The organism is Nannocystis sp. (assembly GCF_016714285.1).
Taxonomy (GTDB): Bacteria; Myxococcota_A; Polyangia; order Nannocystales; family Nannocystaceae; genus Nannocystis.
On record NZ_JADJNN010000040.1, the window covers coordinates 42,414 to 59,052 of the forward strand.

The 16,639-nt window shown below is 74.5% G+C and carries 17 protein-coding genes, 1 tRNA gene and 1 pseudogene; 10 read left to right on the forward strand and 9 right to left on the reverse strand.

The window, feature by feature from the left end; genetic code table 11:
• Window positions 1-54 precede the first annotated feature (54 nt).
• The 3 genes from IPJ59_RS36075 to IPJ59_RS36085 are packed head-to-tail and all read right to left on the reverse strand — an operon-like array spanning window position 55 to window position 1,713.
• Window positions 55-489 carry an RCC1 domain-containing protein gene (locus IPJ59_RS36075; RefSeq protein WP_293275724.1) on the reverse strand — a complete coding sequence of 145 codons (435 nt, stop codon included), beginning with the start codon at window positions 487-489 and terminating at the stop codon, window positions 55-57.
• The gene (locus tag IPJ59_RS36080) at window positions 486-1,193 is read right to left on the reverse strand and encodes an RCC1 domain-containing protein (RefSeq protein ID WP_293275725.1); all 708 of its coding nucleotides are present in this window, start codon (window positions 1,191-1,193) and stop codon (window positions 486-488) included. Before IPJ59_RS36080 ends, IPJ59_RS36075 begins: the two co-directional genes overlap by 4 nt.
• Window positions 1,174-1,713, reverse strand: a complete 540-nt coding sequence (locus IPJ59_RS36085; protein WP_293275726.1) for an RCC1 domain-containing protein — start codon at window positions 1,711-1,713, stop codon at window positions 1,174-1,176. The genes IPJ59_RS36080 and IPJ59_RS36085 overlap by 20 nt, the downstream gene beginning before the upstream one ends.
• A 129-nt stretch (window positions 1,714-1,842) precedes the next feature.
• Between IPJ59_RS36085 and IPJ59_RS36090 the strand changes: the two genes are divergently transcribed.
• On the forward strand, window positions 1,843-2,325 hold the full coding sequence (locus tag IPJ59_RS36090) for a hypothetical protein (RefSeq protein ID WP_293275727.1): 483 nt from the start codon (window positions 1,843-1,845) through the stop codon (window positions 2,323-2,325).
• Window positions 2,288-2,941, forward strand: a complete 654-nt coding sequence (locus IPJ59_RS36095) for a hypothetical protein (protein ID WP_293275728.1) — start codon at window positions 2,288-2,290, stop codon at window positions 2,939-2,941. Before IPJ59_RS36090 ends, IPJ59_RS36095 begins: the two co-directional genes overlap by 38 nt.
• A gap of 3 nt (window positions 2,942-2,944) precedes the next feature.
• Here IPJ59_RS36095 and IPJ59_RS36100 read toward each other — a convergent pair whose 3' ends face one another.
• Window positions 2,945-3,742, reverse strand: a complete 798-nt coding sequence (locus IPJ59_RS36100; RefSeq protein WP_293275729.1) for a serine/threonine-protein kinase — start codon at window positions 3,740-3,742, stop codon at window positions 2,945-2,947.
• Between IPJ59_RS36100 and IPJ59_RS36105 the strand changes: the two genes are divergently transcribed.
• Window positions 3,728-3,937: a hypothetical protein gene (locus IPJ59_RS36105; RefSeq protein WP_293275730.1), complete on the forward strand. Its 210-nt coding sequence runs from the start codon at window positions 3,728-3,730 to the stop codon at window positions 3,935-3,937. The two genes, IPJ59_RS36100 and IPJ59_RS36105, sit on opposite strands and share 15 nt — an antisense overlap.
• 194 nt (window positions 3,938-4,131) lie before the next feature.
• Here IPJ59_RS36105 and IPJ59_RS38580 read toward each other — a convergent pair.
• The 4 genes and pseudogenes from IPJ59_RS38580 to IPJ59_RS36125 form a co-directional block, all read right to left on the reverse strand.
• Window positions 4,132-4,944, reverse strand: a pseudogene (locus tag IPJ59_RS38580) (CHAT domain-containing protein); the annotation flags it as partial.
• A 207-nt stretch (window positions 4,945-5,151) separates the two neighbouring features.
• A complete protein-coding gene (locus IPJ59_RS36115; protein ID WP_293275732.1) occupies window positions 5,152-6,837 on the reverse strand; it encodes a hypothetical protein in 1,686 nt (561 codons plus the stop codon).
• A gap of 102 nt (window positions 6,838-6,939) precedes the next feature.
• Window positions 6,940-7,013: transfer RNA gene (locus IPJ59_RS36120), tRNA-His, on the reverse strand.
• A gap of 131 nt (window positions 7,014-7,144) precedes the next feature.
• Window positions 7,145-7,405: a hypothetical protein gene (locus IPJ59_RS36125; RefSeq protein WP_293275733.1), complete on the reverse strand. Its 261-nt coding sequence runs from the start codon at window positions 7,403-7,405 to the stop codon at window positions 7,145-7,147.
• Here IPJ59_RS36125 and IPJ59_RS36130 point away from each other — a divergent pair.
• Entirely contained in the window at window positions 7,397-7,693 is a 297-nt protein-coding gene (locus tag IPJ59_RS36130; RefSeq protein WP_293275734.1) for a hypothetical protein, read from the forward strand. The genes IPJ59_RS36125 and IPJ59_RS36130 overlap by 9 nt on opposite strands.
• A 251-nt stretch (window positions 7,694-7,944) precedes the next feature.
• Here the strand turns inward: IPJ59_RS36130 and IPJ59_RS36135 are convergent, their stop codons facing one another.
• Window positions 7,945-8,355: a PilZ domain-containing protein gene (locus tag IPJ59_RS36135; RefSeq protein WP_293258772.1), complete on the reverse strand. Its 411-nt coding sequence runs from the start codon at window positions 8,353-8,355 to the stop codon at window positions 7,945-7,947.
• Between the two features lie 189 nt (window positions 8,356-8,544).
• Here IPJ59_RS36135 and IPJ59_RS36140 point away from each other — a divergent pair, with 189 nt between their 5' ends.
• The 6 genes from IPJ59_RS36140 (at window position 8,545) to IPJ59_RS36165 (ending at window position 16,541) form a co-directional block, all read left to right on the forward strand.
• Window positions 8,545-10,401 (forward strand): GNAT family N-acetyltransferase, encoded by a 1,857-nt coding sequence (locus IPJ59_RS36140; RefSeq protein WP_293275735.1) that lies wholly within the window; start codon window positions 8,545-8,547, stop codon window positions 10,399-10,401.
• Between the two features lie 85 nt (window positions 10,402-10,486).
• Window positions 10,487-10,957 (forward strand): hypothetical protein, encoded by a 471-nt coding sequence (locus IPJ59_RS36145; protein ID WP_293258768.1) that lies wholly within the window; start codon window positions 10,487-10,489, stop codon window positions 10,955-10,957.
• 12 nt (window positions 10,958-10,969) lie between these two features.
• On the forward strand, window positions 10,970-11,224 hold the full coding sequence (locus IPJ59_RS36150) for an NADH-ubiquinone oxidoreductase chain 4L (RefSeq protein ID WP_293258766.1): 255 nt from the start codon (window positions 10,970-10,972) through the stop codon (window positions 11,222-11,224).
• Between the two features lie 3 nt (window positions 11,225-11,227).
• A complete protein-coding gene (locus IPJ59_RS36155; RefSeq protein ID WP_293275736.1) occupies window positions 11,228-13,369 on the forward strand; it encodes a hypothetical protein in 2,142 nt (713 codons plus the stop codon).
• Window positions 13,366-14,859: a hypothetical protein gene (locus IPJ59_RS36160; RefSeq protein ID WP_293275737.1), complete on the forward strand. Its 1,494-nt coding sequence runs from the start codon at window positions 13,366-13,368 to the stop codon at window positions 14,857-14,859. Before IPJ59_RS36155 ends, IPJ59_RS36160 begins: the two co-directional genes overlap by 4 nt.
• Window positions 14,856-16,541, forward strand: coding sequence for a proton-conducting transporter transmembrane domain-containing protein (locus IPJ59_RS36165; protein WP_293275738.1), 1,686 nt, complete (start codon window positions 14,856-14,858; stop codon window positions 16,539-16,541). The genes IPJ59_RS36160 and IPJ59_RS36165 overlap by 4 nt, the downstream gene beginning before the upstream one ends.
• Window positions 16,542-16,639: the final 98 nt, after the last annotated feature.

Genomic DNA, 16,639 nt, shown 5'->3' on the forward strand with positions numbered 1-16,639 from the left:
GGTGGAGGCGTGCGTGCGGGTCAAGGGCGCGGCCGGCGGGCCTGCGAGCTGTGACTACGGGCTGCCGAGGTCGACGAAGGGGAGCGCGTCGCCCATCTCGCCGGGGCCGTCGCCGCGGGCGTTCATGTCCTCGTAGCCGAGGGCGCTCTGGGTGCCGCCGATGCCCCAGCACTTGACCCCGTGGTTGTCGAGGATGGCGCAGTTGTAGTTGGCGCCGGGGGCGACCTTGATCGCGTGGCGACCCATGCCGAGGTCGATCGGCGGGAGCATGTCGCCCATCTCGCCGGGGCCGTCGCCGCGGTTCTGGGCCTCGCCCTGGCCGTTGGCGCCGCCGCTGCCTGAGCCCCAGCACTTGAGCGAGAGGTCGTCGAGGATCGCGCAGGAGTGGAAGTAGGAGGCGCGCACGCTGATCGCGGTGCGGTCCTTGCCGAGGTCGACGTAGGGGAGGTTGTCGCCCATCTCGCCGGGGTCGTCGCCGCGGTTCTTCATGTCGCCCAGGCCGAGCTGGCCGTAGTTGTTCGAACCCCAGCCCGGCCTTGTCGTTGTCGAGGAGGACGCAGCCGTGGCGGGCGCCGAGCGCCGAGCTGCTTGACGGTGCGACCCTTGCCGAAGTCGAGCGGCTTCAGGACGTCGCCCATCTCGCCGGGGCCGTCGCCGACGGCGCCGAAGCCCGCGAGGCCGTTGCCGAGGTTGCCCTCGGCCTGCTGACCCAGCACTTGACGGTGGCGTCGTCGAGCAGGGCGCAGGCGTGGCTGTTGTCGATGCCGATGCTCTGGACCTTGCGGTCCTTGCCGAGGTCGATCGGCTTGAGGGTGTCGCCCATCTCGCCCGGGCCGTCGCCGCGGTCGTTCTTGTCGCCCCTGGCCGAGCCAGCCGTTGCTGTTCCAGCCCCAGCACTTGGCGCTGTCGTCGTCGAGGATGGCGCAGGTGGTCCACACCGCGGTCGCGACCTGCTTGGCGGTGTGGTTCTTGCCGAGGTCGATCGCCTTGAGCAGGTCGCCCATCTCACCGGGCCCGTCGCCGAGGCTGTCGCTGGCGCCCGTGCCGAGCGCGCCGAAGGTGCCCTGACCCCAGCACTTGAGGCGGCCGTCCGTGATGATGGCGCAGCCGTGGTAGTAGGAGCTCACCGTGGTCGCGAGCAGGTCCTTGCCGAGGTCGACGAAGGGCAGGTTGTTACCCATGGTGCCCGGCATGGTCCCGTAGGGGCTTGGTGTCGCCGACGCCGAGGTCGCCCGAGTCGGTGTAGCCGCCCCAGCACTTGACGCGGCCGCTGTGCAGCAGGGCGCAGGCGTGGCCGTGGCCGGCCTCGAGGTCGTCGACGTCGAAGGGGCCGAGCTCCGGCGGGGGCTCGCCGGTCGAGCTGCTCGAGGCGTCGCTGGTGGTGTCGCTGGTGGTGTCGCCGGTCGTGGTGCCGCCGGTGGTCGAGGTCGAGGGGTCCAGGCTGGTGCTCGCGTCGGTGGCGGGCTCGCCGGTGGTGATGCTGACGGCCCCGGTGCTGCTGTCGCCGCTGGTGCTGCTGGTGGCGCTGGCGCTGCCGGTGCTGGTGGGCAGGTCGCCGCTGGTGCTTGTGGTCGGCGGGGTGCCGCTGGTGCTGGGGTCGCCGGACGAGCTGGCGCCGGATGAGCTGGCCGCCTCGCTGGCGGAGCTGACCCCGCTGTCGCCGCACGCTGTCACGATCCACAGGCTCATCGCCGCCGCCGAGATCCGCCGCATATCCACCACCCTCCGGACGCGGCAGCATCGGCGAGGGCCCGCGGGCTGTCAACGCGGGGGCGCGTGGACGACTCACGCGCGTGGGCTCGCGAGTGCGCGTTGCAGGGAGGGGGCGATCGTGCGGGTGGTATGTCCGGTACAATCAGCGTCCCCGAGGTGGAGATGTTCGAGCGTCCCGGTTGCGTGCACGGCCTCGTCGCGGCCTTGAGTCTCGTGCTGGTCGGCTGTTTCAAGCCGGTGGGCAACAACGCCAGCGACGCCAGCACCGGCCCGGGCAGCAGCGGCGACACGGCCGGCGGGACGGACGCGCCGACCACCGCGAGCGGGCTGACCACGACCGAGGCGCCGGGGACGACGGGCGAGGCGACGACGACGGGTGTGTCGACGACGACGGGCGTGTCGGCCACGAGCTCGACGGACACTGGCGCCGGCGATTGCGGCAACGGGATGGTGGACCCCGGCGAGGAGTGCGACGACGGCGAGGGCAACGGGCCGGCCGCGCAGTGCACCCGGAGTGCCAGCGTGCGAAGTGCGGCGACGGCTACGTGTGCGACGCGTGCTCGCCGGTGGAGGAGTGCGACGACAAGAACGACATGGGGGCGACGGCTGTGAGAACGAGTGCACGCTGGCGAAGTGTGGCGACGGGAAAATAGGGACCAACGAGGAGTGCGAGCCGCCGGCCCTGGGAGTCTGCAGCTCGCGCTGCACGTTTGCGCTGCAGCGTCTGTTCGTGACCTTCGACAAGTACGCGGGGGTGCAAGGCGGGCTCGCGGGTGCTGACCTGCTGTGTCGCACGCTCGGGCGCACGAAGTACACGCGCAAGCGGGAGTTCGTCGCCTGGCTCAGCGGGGACGCGCCGTTGGAGACCGCGGCGATGCGCATCGGCAGCACCGAGAACGCGTACCTCCTGCCCTCGGAGAACGTCGTGGCGCTGAACACGGCGGATCTGCTCGACGGCAGCTTGCTGAAGCCGATCGACGAGACCGAGCAGGGCACGCAGGCGAAGCCGGACACCTCCAACTGCAGCATGGCGGGGGTGTGGACTGGCACCAAGTCGGACGGCACGAGCACTGCGGGGGCGACCTGCGGGGGCTGGGCCGAGCAACGGGTGATGGGCACCGTTGGCAACTTCACCGCGACGGACGGGGGGTGGACCAATGAGGGCACCTGCGGGAAATGCGGGAGCGAGACGCAGCGCTTCTACTGCATCGAGAAGGTCGTGCCGTGAGCCTCAGGCTCGCAGCAGCGCGCAGGTCGTGAGGCCGACGCCGAGGCAGGCGCCGATCGCGATGAGCGCGAACAGGCGGACGCGCGACCACCGGGTCTCGGGTTCGTCGAGGGCGGCGAGGAAGGCGGCGATCGAGGGGAAGCGGTCGCGGGGTTCGAAGGCGCCGGCGCGGAGCAGGGCGCGGCGGACGGCGGGCGGGCAGGGCAGGCGGCCGACGAAGCGCTTGGGGGCGCGCAGGGCCTCGATCGGTGCGGCGCCGTTGTACATGAACAGGGCGGTCATCGCGAGGCCGTAGACGTCGGTCTCGGGTCTCGCCTCGGGGTGGGCCGCGACGCACTCGGGGGCGACGTAGATCGCGGGGCCGAGGTGCGACATGCCGGTGTCGAGGATCTTGCCGAGCTCGAGGGCCATGTCGAAGTCGGCGAGGCGCGGCTGACCGACGTCGTCGAACAGGACGTTGCTCGGCTCGACGTCGCGGTGCAGGAGCTTGTGCTCGTGCGCGTGGGCGAGGGCCGAGCCGAGGGCGCGGACGATCGGGAGGATGTTGTCGACCGCGAGCTTGCGGCGGCGCAGCGCCTCTCGAGGGTGCCGCCGGGCATCAGCGCCATGGCGAAGAAGTGGCGGCCGTGGTCCTCCCTCGGGCGGGCCGAGCACGGGGACGATGTGCGGGTGCTCGAGGGTCCGCATGCGCTCGGCGGCGCGGCGAAACTTCTTGACCACGTCGGCGCGGCGACAAAGCTGCGGGTGCAGGACCTTGAGCGCGACCTCGCGGCCGAGCTTGTGGTCGTGGGTTCGCCACACGGTCGACGAGAGGCCCTCACCGGCGACGGCGAGCAGGAGGTAGCGGCCGTCGGCGAGCAGGTCGCCGGCGTGGAGCTGGCCGTCGCCGCGCAGGCGCAGGCGCAGGCCAGAGATCTCGCCGTCGACGAGCTCGGTCGGTTGGTGCGCGGCGAGCAGGCGTTCGCGGCGCGTAGGCCCGCTGCAGCGCCTCGCTGAAGTCGCGCAGGCCCACGTCGCTCCACTCGGGTCGGGCGCGCCGGGGCGGGTGGCCTGTCGTCGTCGACGGCGAACAGCGGGAGGTTGCCGAGGCGAGTGTAGAGCGAGGGGACGAGCGCGTCGCTGGCACCGGCCAGGCCGGCGCTGGCCTCGACGAGGGCCTGGTCGACGTGGCCGTGGATCTGCAGGCGGGTGTAGAAGCCGCGGGTGAGGGCGGCGGCGTGGTCGACGGCGACGAGGCTGCTCATCGCCAGGACCGCGGGGACGCCGAGCTCGCCGACGATCGATCGACCGAGGCCGCCGAGGCTGTCCTCGCCGGACTCGACGCCGCTCTCGCAGGCGGCGAAGAAGATGAAGTGGGGCAGGCCGCGGGCGAGCAGGCCGAGGCGACTGACGAGCTCGTGCTTCTCGACCACGTCGACACTGCGTTCGGGCTTCTCGAGGAAGAGCAGGGTCTCGCGCGGCTCGGCGCGGGCGCGGCCGTGGGCGACGATGTGGAGGATCGCGTAGCTGTTGCGGGTCAATGCCTCGCACAGGCCGTCGAGGGTGGCCGGGCCGATCGCGCCGAGGACCGGGCCGAGCACGTCGCAGGGGACGCCGGCGAGGCCGTCGCGGGCTGCGGCTGCGGCTGCGTCGGCGGCGAAGGGGGCGAGGCCGTAGGCCGCGAGGCCGTCGGGGCAGGCGACGAGCACGAGGGCTCGCAGGTCGCGGCGCCGCAGCTCGCGGTACTCGCGATCGACGGGGCTGGGGATGTAGCGGGCGTAGCCGAGGCGCTGGTCGAGGGCGAGGAAGCCGAAGCCCGCGCCGGCGGGGCCGCACAGGCGCTCCCACAGCAGTGGTCGCAGCTCGCGGGCGTCGATCGAGAGCAGCAGGTGGAGCGGCGTGGCGCCGGCGACGGCGCGGACGAAGGCGTCGCGGATCGCCCCGCGCAGGAGGGCGTCGCCGAGGTAGGCGCCGTAGGCGGTCGGGTCGACCAGCGAGCGCAGCTCGGCGTCGTCGATGCGCATGCTGCCGGCGATCACGGCGGGGATGGTGCGCGGCCGATCCTGGAGCACCGCCTCGACCGGGTAGGCGTCGTCGACCCGCGGCTTGATCGTGATCAAGAGCGATCGGCGAAACGCGTTGGTGTCGCGAGCCGGCAACGGCCGATGATATCTCAGGCGGCCGCTGGCCCGGTTGCTGCGGTGTGCAAGGTCGTGGCGCGCAAGTACGCGCTACACGGCGCGACCGAGCTGCGCGAGCTCGAGGCCGGCGAGTTGGCGGCCGAGGTCGCCTAAACCACGCGACCGAGCTGCGCGAGCAGGCGCGCGAGTCGGTCGACCTCGAGGCCGGCGAGCTGGCGGCCGAAGTCGAGGTGCACGCCGCCGGGCCACAGGCGGGTGTGGTGGCTCGGGTGGTCGGCGAGGGCGATGAGCAGCGCTTCGGGGAGGGTCTCCAGGCGGCGGGCGTTGCCGACGACGCGGTGACCGCCGGCGCCGGGGAGCAGCTCGACCTCGGGTTTGCCGCGGCCGGGGATGCCGAGGGTGAGCTCGACGCTCCAGCCGCGGCGACTCTCGCGGGCGCGCAGGTGGATGGCGACGTGCTCGAGCTCGCCGCGGAGCGAGAGGACGCGGCCCGCGGCCTGCTCGAGGCTGACGGGGGCGGGCAGGCCGAGGCGGTCGGCGAGGGCGGTGAGGGTGGCGTCGAGCGGGGTGGGCGGGGCGGAGACCACGGCGTCCGGGGTCTGGCGGGGCGCCGGCGGTGGCGTCGAGCAGGACGAGGTAGCCGGCGCAGAGCATGAGCACGAGCTGCGGGCTGCCGAGGCCGAGGCCGCCGGAGATCATGAGGGCGAGGCCGAGGCCGCGGATGTGGTCGCGCTGGGAGATGAGCGCGCCGCTGACGGTGGTGAGCAGGACGAACAGGCCGAGCATCGCGGCGCCGAGGCGCCAGCCGGGGACGTAGCCGGGGTAGGGCAGGTCGAAGCCGAACAGCGAGCGGACCAGGCCGCCGAGGTCGCCCTCGAGGTCGCCGAAGCGCTGCAGGTACACGCGATGCAGGCCGAGGGTCATGACCCCGGCGCCGACGCTGACGATCACCTGGAGGAGGCGGTCGAGCTGGGGGCGCAGCAGCGGCAGGCCGACGAGGCTGGCGATGACGACGGCGCTCATCAGCGGGGTCGCGGCGGCGAGGCCGAGGGGGACGCCGGCGAGGGCCGCGGCGCCGCCGAGGCCGACGCGCACGAGCGCGGGCAGGGTCGAGACGAGCAGCCAGGCGCGCAGGCGCGGCGGGCCGAGGGTCGGCCACAGGACTGCCAGCGCGATCGGCCATGTCGCAAGGGACAGGGCCGTTCCGACCTGTCCGATCGGACCGGTGAGATCGCTGTCGCCGCGCAGGTGCTCGAGCAGCAGGAGCAGCGCGCCGACGGACGCGGGGGCGGCGGGCAGGAAGCGCCAGCGGGCGGCGGCGAGTCGTGGCGCACGCAGCCACTGCAGCGGGATCGCCAGGCACAGGGCGGCGCACACGAGGGCGAGGAAGTGGTGGAGGATGAACTCGCCGTGGTAGGCGAGGCCGAGCTTGGAGAGGCCGCTCTTCCACAGGATGAGGCCGGCGAGCAGCGGGCCGGCGAGGCCGAGGCCGGCGGCGGCGGCGGTGCGGCGGCGAAGGATCCAGGCGAGCAGGCCGCAGCTGGCGAGGGCGAGGACCAGGAGGATCGTGCTGCGGGGGCCGGCACGCGCGGCGCGGTGCAGGGCCTCGGGGCTGGCGAGGCCGAGGGCGACGCCGGCGATCAGCTGCAGCAGGCCGGCGATCGCACCGGCGGCGGCGAGCACGGGCACCGCGACCGGCATGGGCGCCGCGACCAGCACGGGCGCCGCGGCCGGACGCGGCGAGCCTTGCTGGGGGCTGTGACTGGCGTCGGCCACGAACGACCCCGGATCTAACAGATACGGGCGCGTCTGCGGTCTGGAAAGATGCCGGAGACGATGCTGAAGGCGATGCCAGGGACGAATGAAGCGACTAAGGAGGGCGAATAATGGGGGTTGAACCCATGACCTCTCGGACCACAACCGAGCGCTCTGACCAACTGAGCTATATTCGCCGTACGGGACTCTGCGGTTGGAAGGCAGCCCCCACCGGCCGGGCGAGCCCGGGAACGAAGGGGACGGCTGGATAACACAGGCGGGGCTCGCTTGAAAAGCCCGAAGGATGCGGCCCGGATGCGGCGGGTTCTCACGCGGCGCTGGTGGGTTCGCCGGGGTCGCTGGGCTCGCTGGGTTCGCTGGGTTCGCCGGGTTCGCTGACCGGGCTGGTTTGGCTGGGTTCGCTGGCTGGGGCGAGCGGGCTGGTGGGGCTGGTGGGGCTGGGGCGGGGGGCGGTCTGGCCGGCGCCGGGGTGGTCCTTCAGGACGCGGAGCCACAGCGGGAACAGCTGGTGGACGGACTCGGCGAGCGGGCGGGGGACGACGCAGTGGGCCAGGCCGTGGTGCGACATGAAGGCGATGAGGCCGGCCTGACCTTCGGTGAGGGCGGTGTGGGCTTGCGGCTCGAGGGTGAGGCGGGACAGCTGGCCGGTGGCGGTGCTGAAGTGGAAGGGCGTGGCGTGCTCGCCGGGGATGCCGTGGGCCGGGTCGAGTCGGTGGGCCTCGACGGCGCGGCGGATCGCGTCGTAGGCCTCGCCCTTGTTGACCTCGCCGTTGCTGTTGGCCCGCTGCAGCGCGGCGACGTCGAGCAGGGGCGGGCCTTGTTCGGGGCCTGGTGTTGGGCCCGGTGTTGGGCCTGATTCGGGGCCCGGCTTTGGGCCTGATTCGGGGCCCGGTGCTGGGCCTGATTCGGGGCCCGGTTTGGGCTGGCCTTTGGGTCATGTCCCTTGGGACCGGTGGGGCGCGGGGCCTGGTTGTCGCGGGGGTTGTCGCGGGGGTTGTCGCGGGGCCGGGGCTTGGCCTGGCGCTCCGCCGCGGCGACGTCGGCGGCGCTGACCAGACCGGCGGCGGCGAGCTTGGCCTTGAGGTCGAGCATGGAGCGCGAGCTATATCAGAACTCGCTGGGCCGCGGCCACGCGGGGTCGCGGTCGTTGTTGGCGTCGATCAGGGAGCGCAGCGAGGCCTCGTCGATGGCGGTCAGGTCGGTGAAGCGCAGGCCGAGGCCGGGGGCCCGGCCCTCGCGCTGGGTGCCGACGCGGACCACCTCGGCGTCGAGGACGAGCGGGTTGCGCTGGGCGCCGCGATGCAGCACGACGCGGACGGTGGCGCCGATCGGCAGCGGCCTGGCGCTGCGCACGAAGGCGCCGTGGCTCGAGAGGTCGAGGGTCTGCACCGACACTGCTGCGCCGGTCGGGAGGCGCAGCTCGGAGTCGATGTGCACCTGCGCCCGCGGGCGGGTGCGGCGTTCGTGTCCGATGTAGTGCTCGCTGCTCATAACGGGGGTCGCCGTGGCGAAGTACATGCCGACGATAACACGCGAGTGTTGTCGCGGGAACGTCGTTTGTCTGCGTCCTTCAGGCAACATCGGCGGCCGCGGCCGCGAGCTTTGTCTGTGACCCTTGCGGGTATCGCCGGGCCCACGCGGCGGGACGAGTGTCCGGGGGTCCTACGCTTGACCGGTCGGCGACAACGGGTCCATCCTCTCGCCGCTTTGAAGGTCCACCTGATCGGCATCGGCGGCACTGGGATGGGCGCGCTCGCGGGCCTGCTCAAGCAGGCGGGGCACGAGGTCCGCGGCTCGGATGGGCCGCTCTATCCGCCGATGTCGACGCAGCTGGCCGAGGCGGGCGTGGCGGTGATGACGGGCTTCGCGGCGGAGAACCTGGGCTGGGGTCCGGACTGCGTGGTGGTCGGCAACGTCTGTGGCCGCGAGCACGTGGAGGTGCTGGCGGCGCAGGCGCGTGGGCTGGCGCTCGAGAGCTTCCCGTCGCTGCTGGCGAAGTTGTTGCTGCCGGGTCGGCGCTCGCTGGTGGTCGCGGGGACGCACGGCAAGACGACGACCTCGGCGCTGCTGACCTGGTTGCTGGTGGCGGCCGGTCAGCGGCCGTCGGCGCTGATCGGCGGGGTCTCGCAGAACCTCGGACGCGGGGCGCTGTACGGGGCCGGCGAGGCGATCGTGCTCGAGGGCGACGAGTACGACACGGCCTTCTTCGACAAGGGCTCCAAGTTCTTCCACTACGCGCCGCAGCGGGCGATCGTCACCAGCGTCGAGTACGACCACGCGGACATCTTCGCCGACCTCGAGGCGGTCAAGGCGGCGTTCGTGCGCTTCGTGCAGCTGATCCCCGCGGACGGCGACCTGATCGTCTGCGCCGACGATGCCGGGGCGGTCGAGGTCGCGAAGGCGGCGCGCTGCGCCGTCACGACCTACCGCGTGCTGGCGGAGGGCGACGACCCGGCCAGCGCCGACTACACGGCGCGGCCGTCGATCAAGCGCGGCGGCGGGCAGACGCTGTTCGAGCTGTTCGAGCGCGGTCAGAGTCAGGGCGAGTGGGCGACCTCGATGGTCGGCGGCTACAACATCGCCAACATCCTCGCGGCGGTGGCGCTGGCGCGCAAAGAGGGCGCGTCGCTGGCGGCGCTGCGCGACGGGGTGCGGCGGTTTCGCGGGGTGCGGCGGCGGCAGGAGCTGCTCGGCATCGCCGCGGGGATCCGCGTGGTCACGGACTTCGCCCACCACCCGACGGCGGTGAAGGTGACGGTCACGGCGGTGCGGCGGCACTTCCCGAACAACAAGCTGCACGTGCTGTTCGAGCCGCGCAGCGCGTCGTCCCGGCGGGCGGTGTTCTTCGACGGCTACGCGGAGGCGTTCGCGGCGGCGTCGCGGGTGTATGTGGGGCCGCTGTTTCATCCGGAGAAGATCCCGGCGGAGCTGCGCCTCGATCCGACGGCGCTGGCGCGGGCGATCGCGGCGCACGGGGTCGAGGCCTCGGCCTACGCGAGCACCGACGATCTGGGGATCGCGGTGCTGAACCAGGTCGCGCCGGGGGACACGATCTTGCTGCTGTCGAGCGGGGCCTTCGGCGACCTCGGCAGCAAGCTGCTGCAGGGCCTCGGCGACGCGTTCATGTTCGCGACGGCGGAGGACATGCCGGCGGTGCAGGCCCTGTGCGCGGGCTACGGGCTGGCGCCGACGGAGTTCGACGAGAGCACGGAGACGCTGATCCTGCGCGAGCCGGAGGGCGACGTGGTCGGCTGCTGCAGCCTGAAGGTCGCGGGCTCGCAGGGGCTGCTGTTCAACCTGGCGGTGGCGCAGAGCCGGCGCGGCGAGGGGCTCGGGTGGATCCTCGCGGACGGGACGATCCGCCGCGCGCGCAACCTCGGGCTGCGGGCGATCTATTTGGCCACGAGTGACGCGGCCGACTTCTTCGCCAACCGGGTCGGCTTCGTGCCGTCGGGGACGGATGAGGTCGACCCGTCGCTGCGCGAGAGCCCGCACTTTGCGCCGATCCAGCGGGGCGGCGTGTGTATGTCCTTCGATCCGACCTGGAAGCCGCGGCCGGCCTGATGATCTTCTTCGCGGACGCGGCGCTGGCCCTCGCGGCGGGGCTCGTGGGGCACGCGGCCCGGAGCACGCGGGCCTGATGGCGGCGGTGATCTTCTTCGCGTACGCGGTGGTCGCCCTCGCGGCGGGGCTGGTGGTGATCGCGGCCGGGAGCACGCGGGTGGCCACGCGGGCGCTGTTCGTGTGCATGGTCGCGGCGACCTGTGCGTATGTCCAGATGCTGGCGCCGGCGGTCGCGGCGGTGCAGTTGGTGGTGCTCGCGGGGGCGGCGGTCGCCGCGTTGCGGCTGGCGGTGACGGACGAGGTGGTGGTGCGGCGGCGCCTGGTCTCGGGGCTCGCGTTGCTGCCGATCGCCGGGCTGGTGCTGATCTTGGTCGGGACCTGGGCCCGGCAGTATGTGTGGGCGGGGCGCGAGCTGGCGCCGGGCAGCCAGTTCGGCGGGGCGGCGGCGCTGGCCCGGGTGTGGAGCGAGGCGCACGCGCCGGCGCTGCTGGCCGCCCTGCTGGCGCTGCTGGTCGCGGCGATCGCCGGGAGTGCGGGCCGCGGGCATCGGTTATAACCGGGCGCGCCGATGCTCCCGATCACGCACTTCCTTTACCTCGCGAGCGGGCTGTTCGTGCTCGGGCTCGTGGGGCTGACGCTGCGGCGGGCGCCGGGGCGGGTGCTGCTGGCGCTGGTGCTGCTGCTGGCGGCGCCGGGGCTGCTGTGGGCGAGCTTCGCCCGCGCGTGGGGCGACGGCAGCGGGCAGGTGCTGGCGGCGCTGCTGGTGACGCTCGCGGGGGTCTACGCGCTGCTCGGGGCGGCGCTGCTGCGGGGGCGCGGGTAGGCGATGCAGGGGCAGGTCAGTCTGCTGGCGATCGCCGGCCTGCCGCTCGCGGCGGGGCTGATGATCACGGCCATGGAGGCGAGCTGGCGGCGGTGGTTCGGCGACGAGCGGGCGCTGGTGCTGGCCGGGCGGATCGGGCTCGGCGCGACGCTGCTGGCGGCGATGTTGCTGGCGCTCGCGATGTACGCGCTGGCGCTGGCCACCGACTCGGGCGCCGAGCTGGCGGCGACCCAGGCGGTCGCGTGGGCCGGCGCGGGCTGGACGACCAAGCTGGCGCTGGACCTCGAGCTCGGCGGGCTGGCGCGGGTGGTGTGCGTGGTGGCGCTGGCGACCGGGCTGGCGCTGCAGATCGCGGCGCTCGGTGACCCGCGCGCGGGGATCCGCGGGCTCGGGCGCACGGCGCTGCTGCTCGGCGGGGTGCTGCTGCTGGCGCTCGCGTCGACGGTGTGGGGCGCGGCGCTCGGGTGGCAGATCGCGGTGCTGGCGACATGGCGCGGGGGACAGGTCGCGGAGGACAGGTCGGGAGGGACATGGCGCGGAGGACATGGCGCGGAGGACAGGGCGGAAGGGACAGGTGCGTCGGAGCAGGTGAGCGCGTGGCGCTGGAGCGACGGCGGGGTGTGGCTGGCGGTGCTGGCGATCGCGGTCGGGGCTGGCGACCTCGGGATCGAGCTGGTGACCCGCGCGGTGCTGCTCGGTGAGCACTCGACGTTTCTGCACGGCGGGCCGATCGCTGGGCTGGCGCCGGTGACGGTGGCGACGCTGGGGCTTTGCGTGGCGGTGCTCGGGCGTGTGGTTGTGCTGGCGCCGCTGCGCGAGGCGGCGGCTGGGCGGGCGGCGGTGCTCGGGCTGGGGGCGGGCGCGGGGGTGCTGCTGTTGTTGCGCCTGCACGTGGTGCTGGTGCTGGCGCCGGTGGTGATGGCGGCGCTGGTGGTGGTCGGCGGGGTGGCGGCGCTCGGGTACGCGGTGGCCGGGCTGCGGGCGCGGCGGGCCGAGGAGGCGGTGCTCCGGGTGGTGCAGGCGCAGCTCGGGCTCTGCCTGGTGGCGCTGGGGATGGGCGGGTGGATGGCGGCGTGCGGGCTGCTGCTGGCGAGCGGGCTGGCGAGCGCGGCGGCGACGCTGGCGTGGTCGGCGGGCGGGCGCGCGGGTGGCTCGCTGCGCTGGCTGGCCGCGCTGGCGCTGGCGGGGCTGCTGCCGGGCGGGGTAGCCCTGTGGGCGGGCGAGCTCGGCGGGGTCGGGCTCACGTACATGAGCGCGTGGAGCCCGTGGCTCAACTGGGCGGCGGCGGGGCTGGTGGGGTGCAGCTTGCTGGCGATCGCCGGGTCGTTAGGACATGTCCTGCGGGACAGGTCGACGGCGACGGGCGGGCCGGAGCTGGCGCTCGGGGCGGGGCTGCTCGCGGCCCTGGCGGCGGTGCTCGGGGTGATCGATATGCCGGGCAGCGCCGCGGCGCTGCGGGTGTGGCTGGCCCCGGAGTTCACGCCGAGCTGGTTGTTGCGCGGCGAGTTCGCGCTCGGGCCGCTGCCGCCGTACCGGGTCGAGCAGGCGCGCTGGGGCGTGCTGGCGGCGGTCGGGCTGGCGGGCGCGGGGCTGCTGCTGGCGCCGCGGCTGCGCGCGCTGGCGCTGCGGATCGCTACGCCGGCGTGGTCGCCGGGGGCGTGGCTGGCTCGCCGCGCGCGGGCGCTGATCGCCGGGTTGCACGAGCTGGGCGAGCGGCGGGTGCTGGCGCTGCTGCTCGTGGCTGGCTCGCCGGGGGTGGCGCGGGCGCCGGGGCGCGGGGATCTGCAGGGGGCGCTGGTGCTGGCGCTGTTCGGGGCGCTGGGGGTGCTCGCGGTGGTGTTCGCCAATCCAGATGTGGTGCGGGTCGGGCCGACGCGGGTGTACCCGGTCGACCTCGGCGGGCTCGACCCGGCGCTGATCGGGAGCCGGCGCGGGCAGGGCAAGCCGGGGCGGGCTGAGCTGGCCCCAGGGACAGGTGCGGGTGGTGTGGGCGAGCTGGTCCCGGGGACAGGTGCGGGGGAGCTGGCCCCAGGGACAGGTGCGGGGGAGCTGGCCCCAGGGACAGGTGCGGGGGAGCTGGCCCCAGGGACAGGTGCGGGGGAGCTGGCCCCAGGGACAGGTGTGCGGCGGGAGGTGGGGCGGTGAGCGGGCTGGCGGATCTGCGGCTGTTGCTGGCGCTGCCGGTGTTGGGGGCGCTGCTCGTGGCGCTCGGGCCGGTGCGTTGGTGTCGGGCGATCGGCGGGGTCGCGGCCGGGATCGTGCTCATCGTCGGGCTGGCGGTGGTGAGCGTCGAGCCGGCCGGGCTCGCGCTGCGGGTGCCGTGGGTCGCCGCGCTCGGGCTGTCGTTCTCGCTGGGGCTCGGGGCGCTCGGGGTGCCCGGCGTGCTGGTCACCTGTCTCATCGGTCAGGTCGCCGCGCTCGCGCCGGGTGCTTCGCGCGGGTCGATCGCCGGCGGGCTGGCGCTGCAGGCGGTCGTGCTCGCGGCGCTGCTGGCCCGCGACCTCGGGCTGCTGGTCGCCTGCTACGGGCTGCTGGCGCCGCTGGTGGCCGGGCTGGTGGCGAGCGGGGCGGCGGCGTCGCGGGTCCGCGCGGCGCTGGTGGTCGGGTTCTACCTGTCCCTCGGGACAGCCCTGCTGGCGGTCGCGGTGGGGGCGCTGGCGGTCGCGCATCACGACGCGTCGGGCGGGCTGTGGAGCCTCGAGCTGGAGGCGCTCGGCGGGTTGCTGCTGCCGGCGCGGGCGGAGGCGGCGATCGCCGCGGCGCTCGGGCTGGCGGGGGCGCTCACGCTCGGGCTGTGGCCGCTGCACGGGTGGTTGATCGCGGGGGTGGCGGCGGCGCGTCCGGGCGTCGCGCTGCTGGTGGCCGGGCCGCTACGCTGGCTGGGGTTCGATCTACTGCTGCGCGTGTGGCTGGTCGTGACGCCGACCGCCGCGGCCGCGCAGGCGCCCGCGATCGCGTGGGTCGCGGTGCTGGGGGCGGTGTACGGGGCGCTGGTGGCTCGCGCCGAGCCCGAGCCGGCGCGCGCCGTCGGGCTGGCGGCGCTGGTGCCTGCGGGGCTGCTGGTGCTGGGGATCGTCGGGCAGCATCACGAGGGGGTGCTCGGGGCGCTGGCGCTGGGTCTGGCGCTGTGCCTCGGCGGCGCGGCCGGGCTGCTCGCGCACGCGGTGGGGCTGCGGAGGGTGGCGCCGATCGGGCTGCTGCCGGCGCCGGGGCTGGTCGGTCTGGTCGGGGCGGCGCTCGTGGTGATCGGCACGGCTCGCTTCGCCGGGTTGACGCTGGCGGGGCACGCGATGAGCCTCGCGCTGGTCGGGGTTGCGGCGCTGTTGCTGTCGTTGCGGGCGCTGTCCGGAAGGACAGGTACCGAGGGACATGTCGTCGGGGACAGGCCAGGGGTCGGCCCGGGGCTGGGGGTTGCGGCGCTGTTGCTGCCGCTGCTGGCGCTCGGGGTGGCGCCGGGTCCCGGGCTTCGGCGGATCGACGCGGCCGGACGGGCAGCGGTGGACGCGGCGATGCGGCGTCGCTGCGAGCGGGCGCTGGCGACGGTCGATGCGCCGATGCAGGTGACGGGCGCGGCGAGCGAGGCGTGCGCGCAGCCGCTGCGGACGCTCGAGCAGCTGCAGGGAGGGGAACGGTGAACGGGTTGGGGCTGGCTCTGGCGCCGCTGGTGATCGTCGGGCTGTGGGCGCTGCTCGTGCCGCTCGCGGGCGTGGCGGCGCGGGGGTGGTCGCGGGTGGTGGCGCTTTGCGGGGTCGGTCTGGCGCTGGCGGCTGCGGCGAGCCTGGTGGGTGAGCCGGGGCTGGCGCTGGGCGGCAGCGTGGTCGGCGAGGCACTGGTGGTCGATCGTCTCGGCCTCGGCTTCGACCTGGTGGTGTTGGTCGCGCTCGCGGTGCTCATCGCTGGTGAGCCGCCGGGGCCGGGCGCCGCGGCGCGGCACGGGCTGGTGCTGCTGGCGGGCACGGGGGCGCTGCTGTGCGCGCACGCGGGTGACCTGAGCGTGCTGGTCACCGGGCTCGAGCTGGCCTGCCTGGCCGCGGGGGCGCTGCTGTGGCTGGGCCGCGAAGCGAGCGGCGAGGCGGCGGGGCGCGCTGGCTTCACCTGGCTCATGGGACAGGGGCTCGCGGCGGGGCTGTTGTGGCTCGGTCTCGGGCTGATCTACGGGGCCACGGGGACGACCCGGCTGGCCGAGCTGGGCGGGCGCATCGGCGCGGTGTTCCTGCGCTGGGGCGCGAGCACGGTGCAGGCGGCGGTCGACCTGCTGCACAGCAGCGAGCCGCTGGGCGCGTCGCTGATCTCCTACTCGCGCGACGCCGCGGTGCACGGGGCGGCGCCGGCGATGCTGCTGCTCCCGGGGCTGGGGCTCGCGCTGGTCGGGCTGCTGGCGCGGCTCGGGGCGGCGCCGCTGCAGTTGCTGGCGCCGGCGGTGGTGCAGCGGGGCAGCGCCGCCGCGGTCGGCACGACGCTGGTGTTGGTCCGCGTCGCCGCGACGGCGGCGATGCTGCGCCTGTTCGTGGCCGTGCTGCACGCGCCGCGCATGGTCTACGCGCCGTATGGTTGGGGCACCGCGGCGGGGCTGGTCGGGGGTTTGAGCGCGGTGGTCGGCGGTGTGGCGGCGGTGCGGGCAGTCGATCTGCGGCGGCTGCTCGCGTGGGCGTGGGTCGCCCAGGCGGGGCTGATGCTGGTCGGTATGCTCGCCGCGGCCGACTTCTACGCCCACGCCGGGGCGCGCTCGGGCGGGCTGCGCATCAGCGACCACGTCGACTGGGGGCAGGCCGCCGGCGACGCCGCGGTCGCGGCGGTACTGTTGTGTCTGGCGACCCACGTGCTGGCGAGTCTCGGTCTGCTCGCGGCGCACGCGGCCTTCGATCGCGGTCGGGGGCTCGTCGACCTCGTGGGGCTGGGCCGTCGCGCGCCGGGTTCGGCGGCCGCGCTCGCCGTGTGTCTGCTCGGCCTCGCCGGCGCGCCGCCCACGGGGGCCTTCATCGCGCGGATGGCCCTGCTGCAGGCTGGTCTCGAGGACAGCAACGTGCTGGTCCGGGTCGCGCTGGTGCTGGGCTTGATCGCCGGGGTGGGCCTGGCCTGCGCGTGTCTGCGGGTGCTCACGCTGCTGTGGGCCCGGCCCGCGGGGGAGGAGCCGGTGCTCGGGCGCGGCTGGGCGCGGGCGTCACTGGCTGTCCTTGCGGCCATGTTGTTAGCGACAGGTCTCTGGGGACAGGTGAGCGTCGAGGCGGCCCGGGCGGCGGGGGCGGGCGCCGGTCTGGCGCCGGGCAGCGCGGCCCGGCGCGCGTGGCAGGGCAGCGATGACGCTGCGAGTCGTTGAGCTGGCCTTCGGGTCAGGTTCCGCGGGGGAAAGCGACTGGCTCGGAGGACGCGAGGTGCCCGGGCTGGTGGGTCAGGAGACCTGTCCTTTCGGGCAGG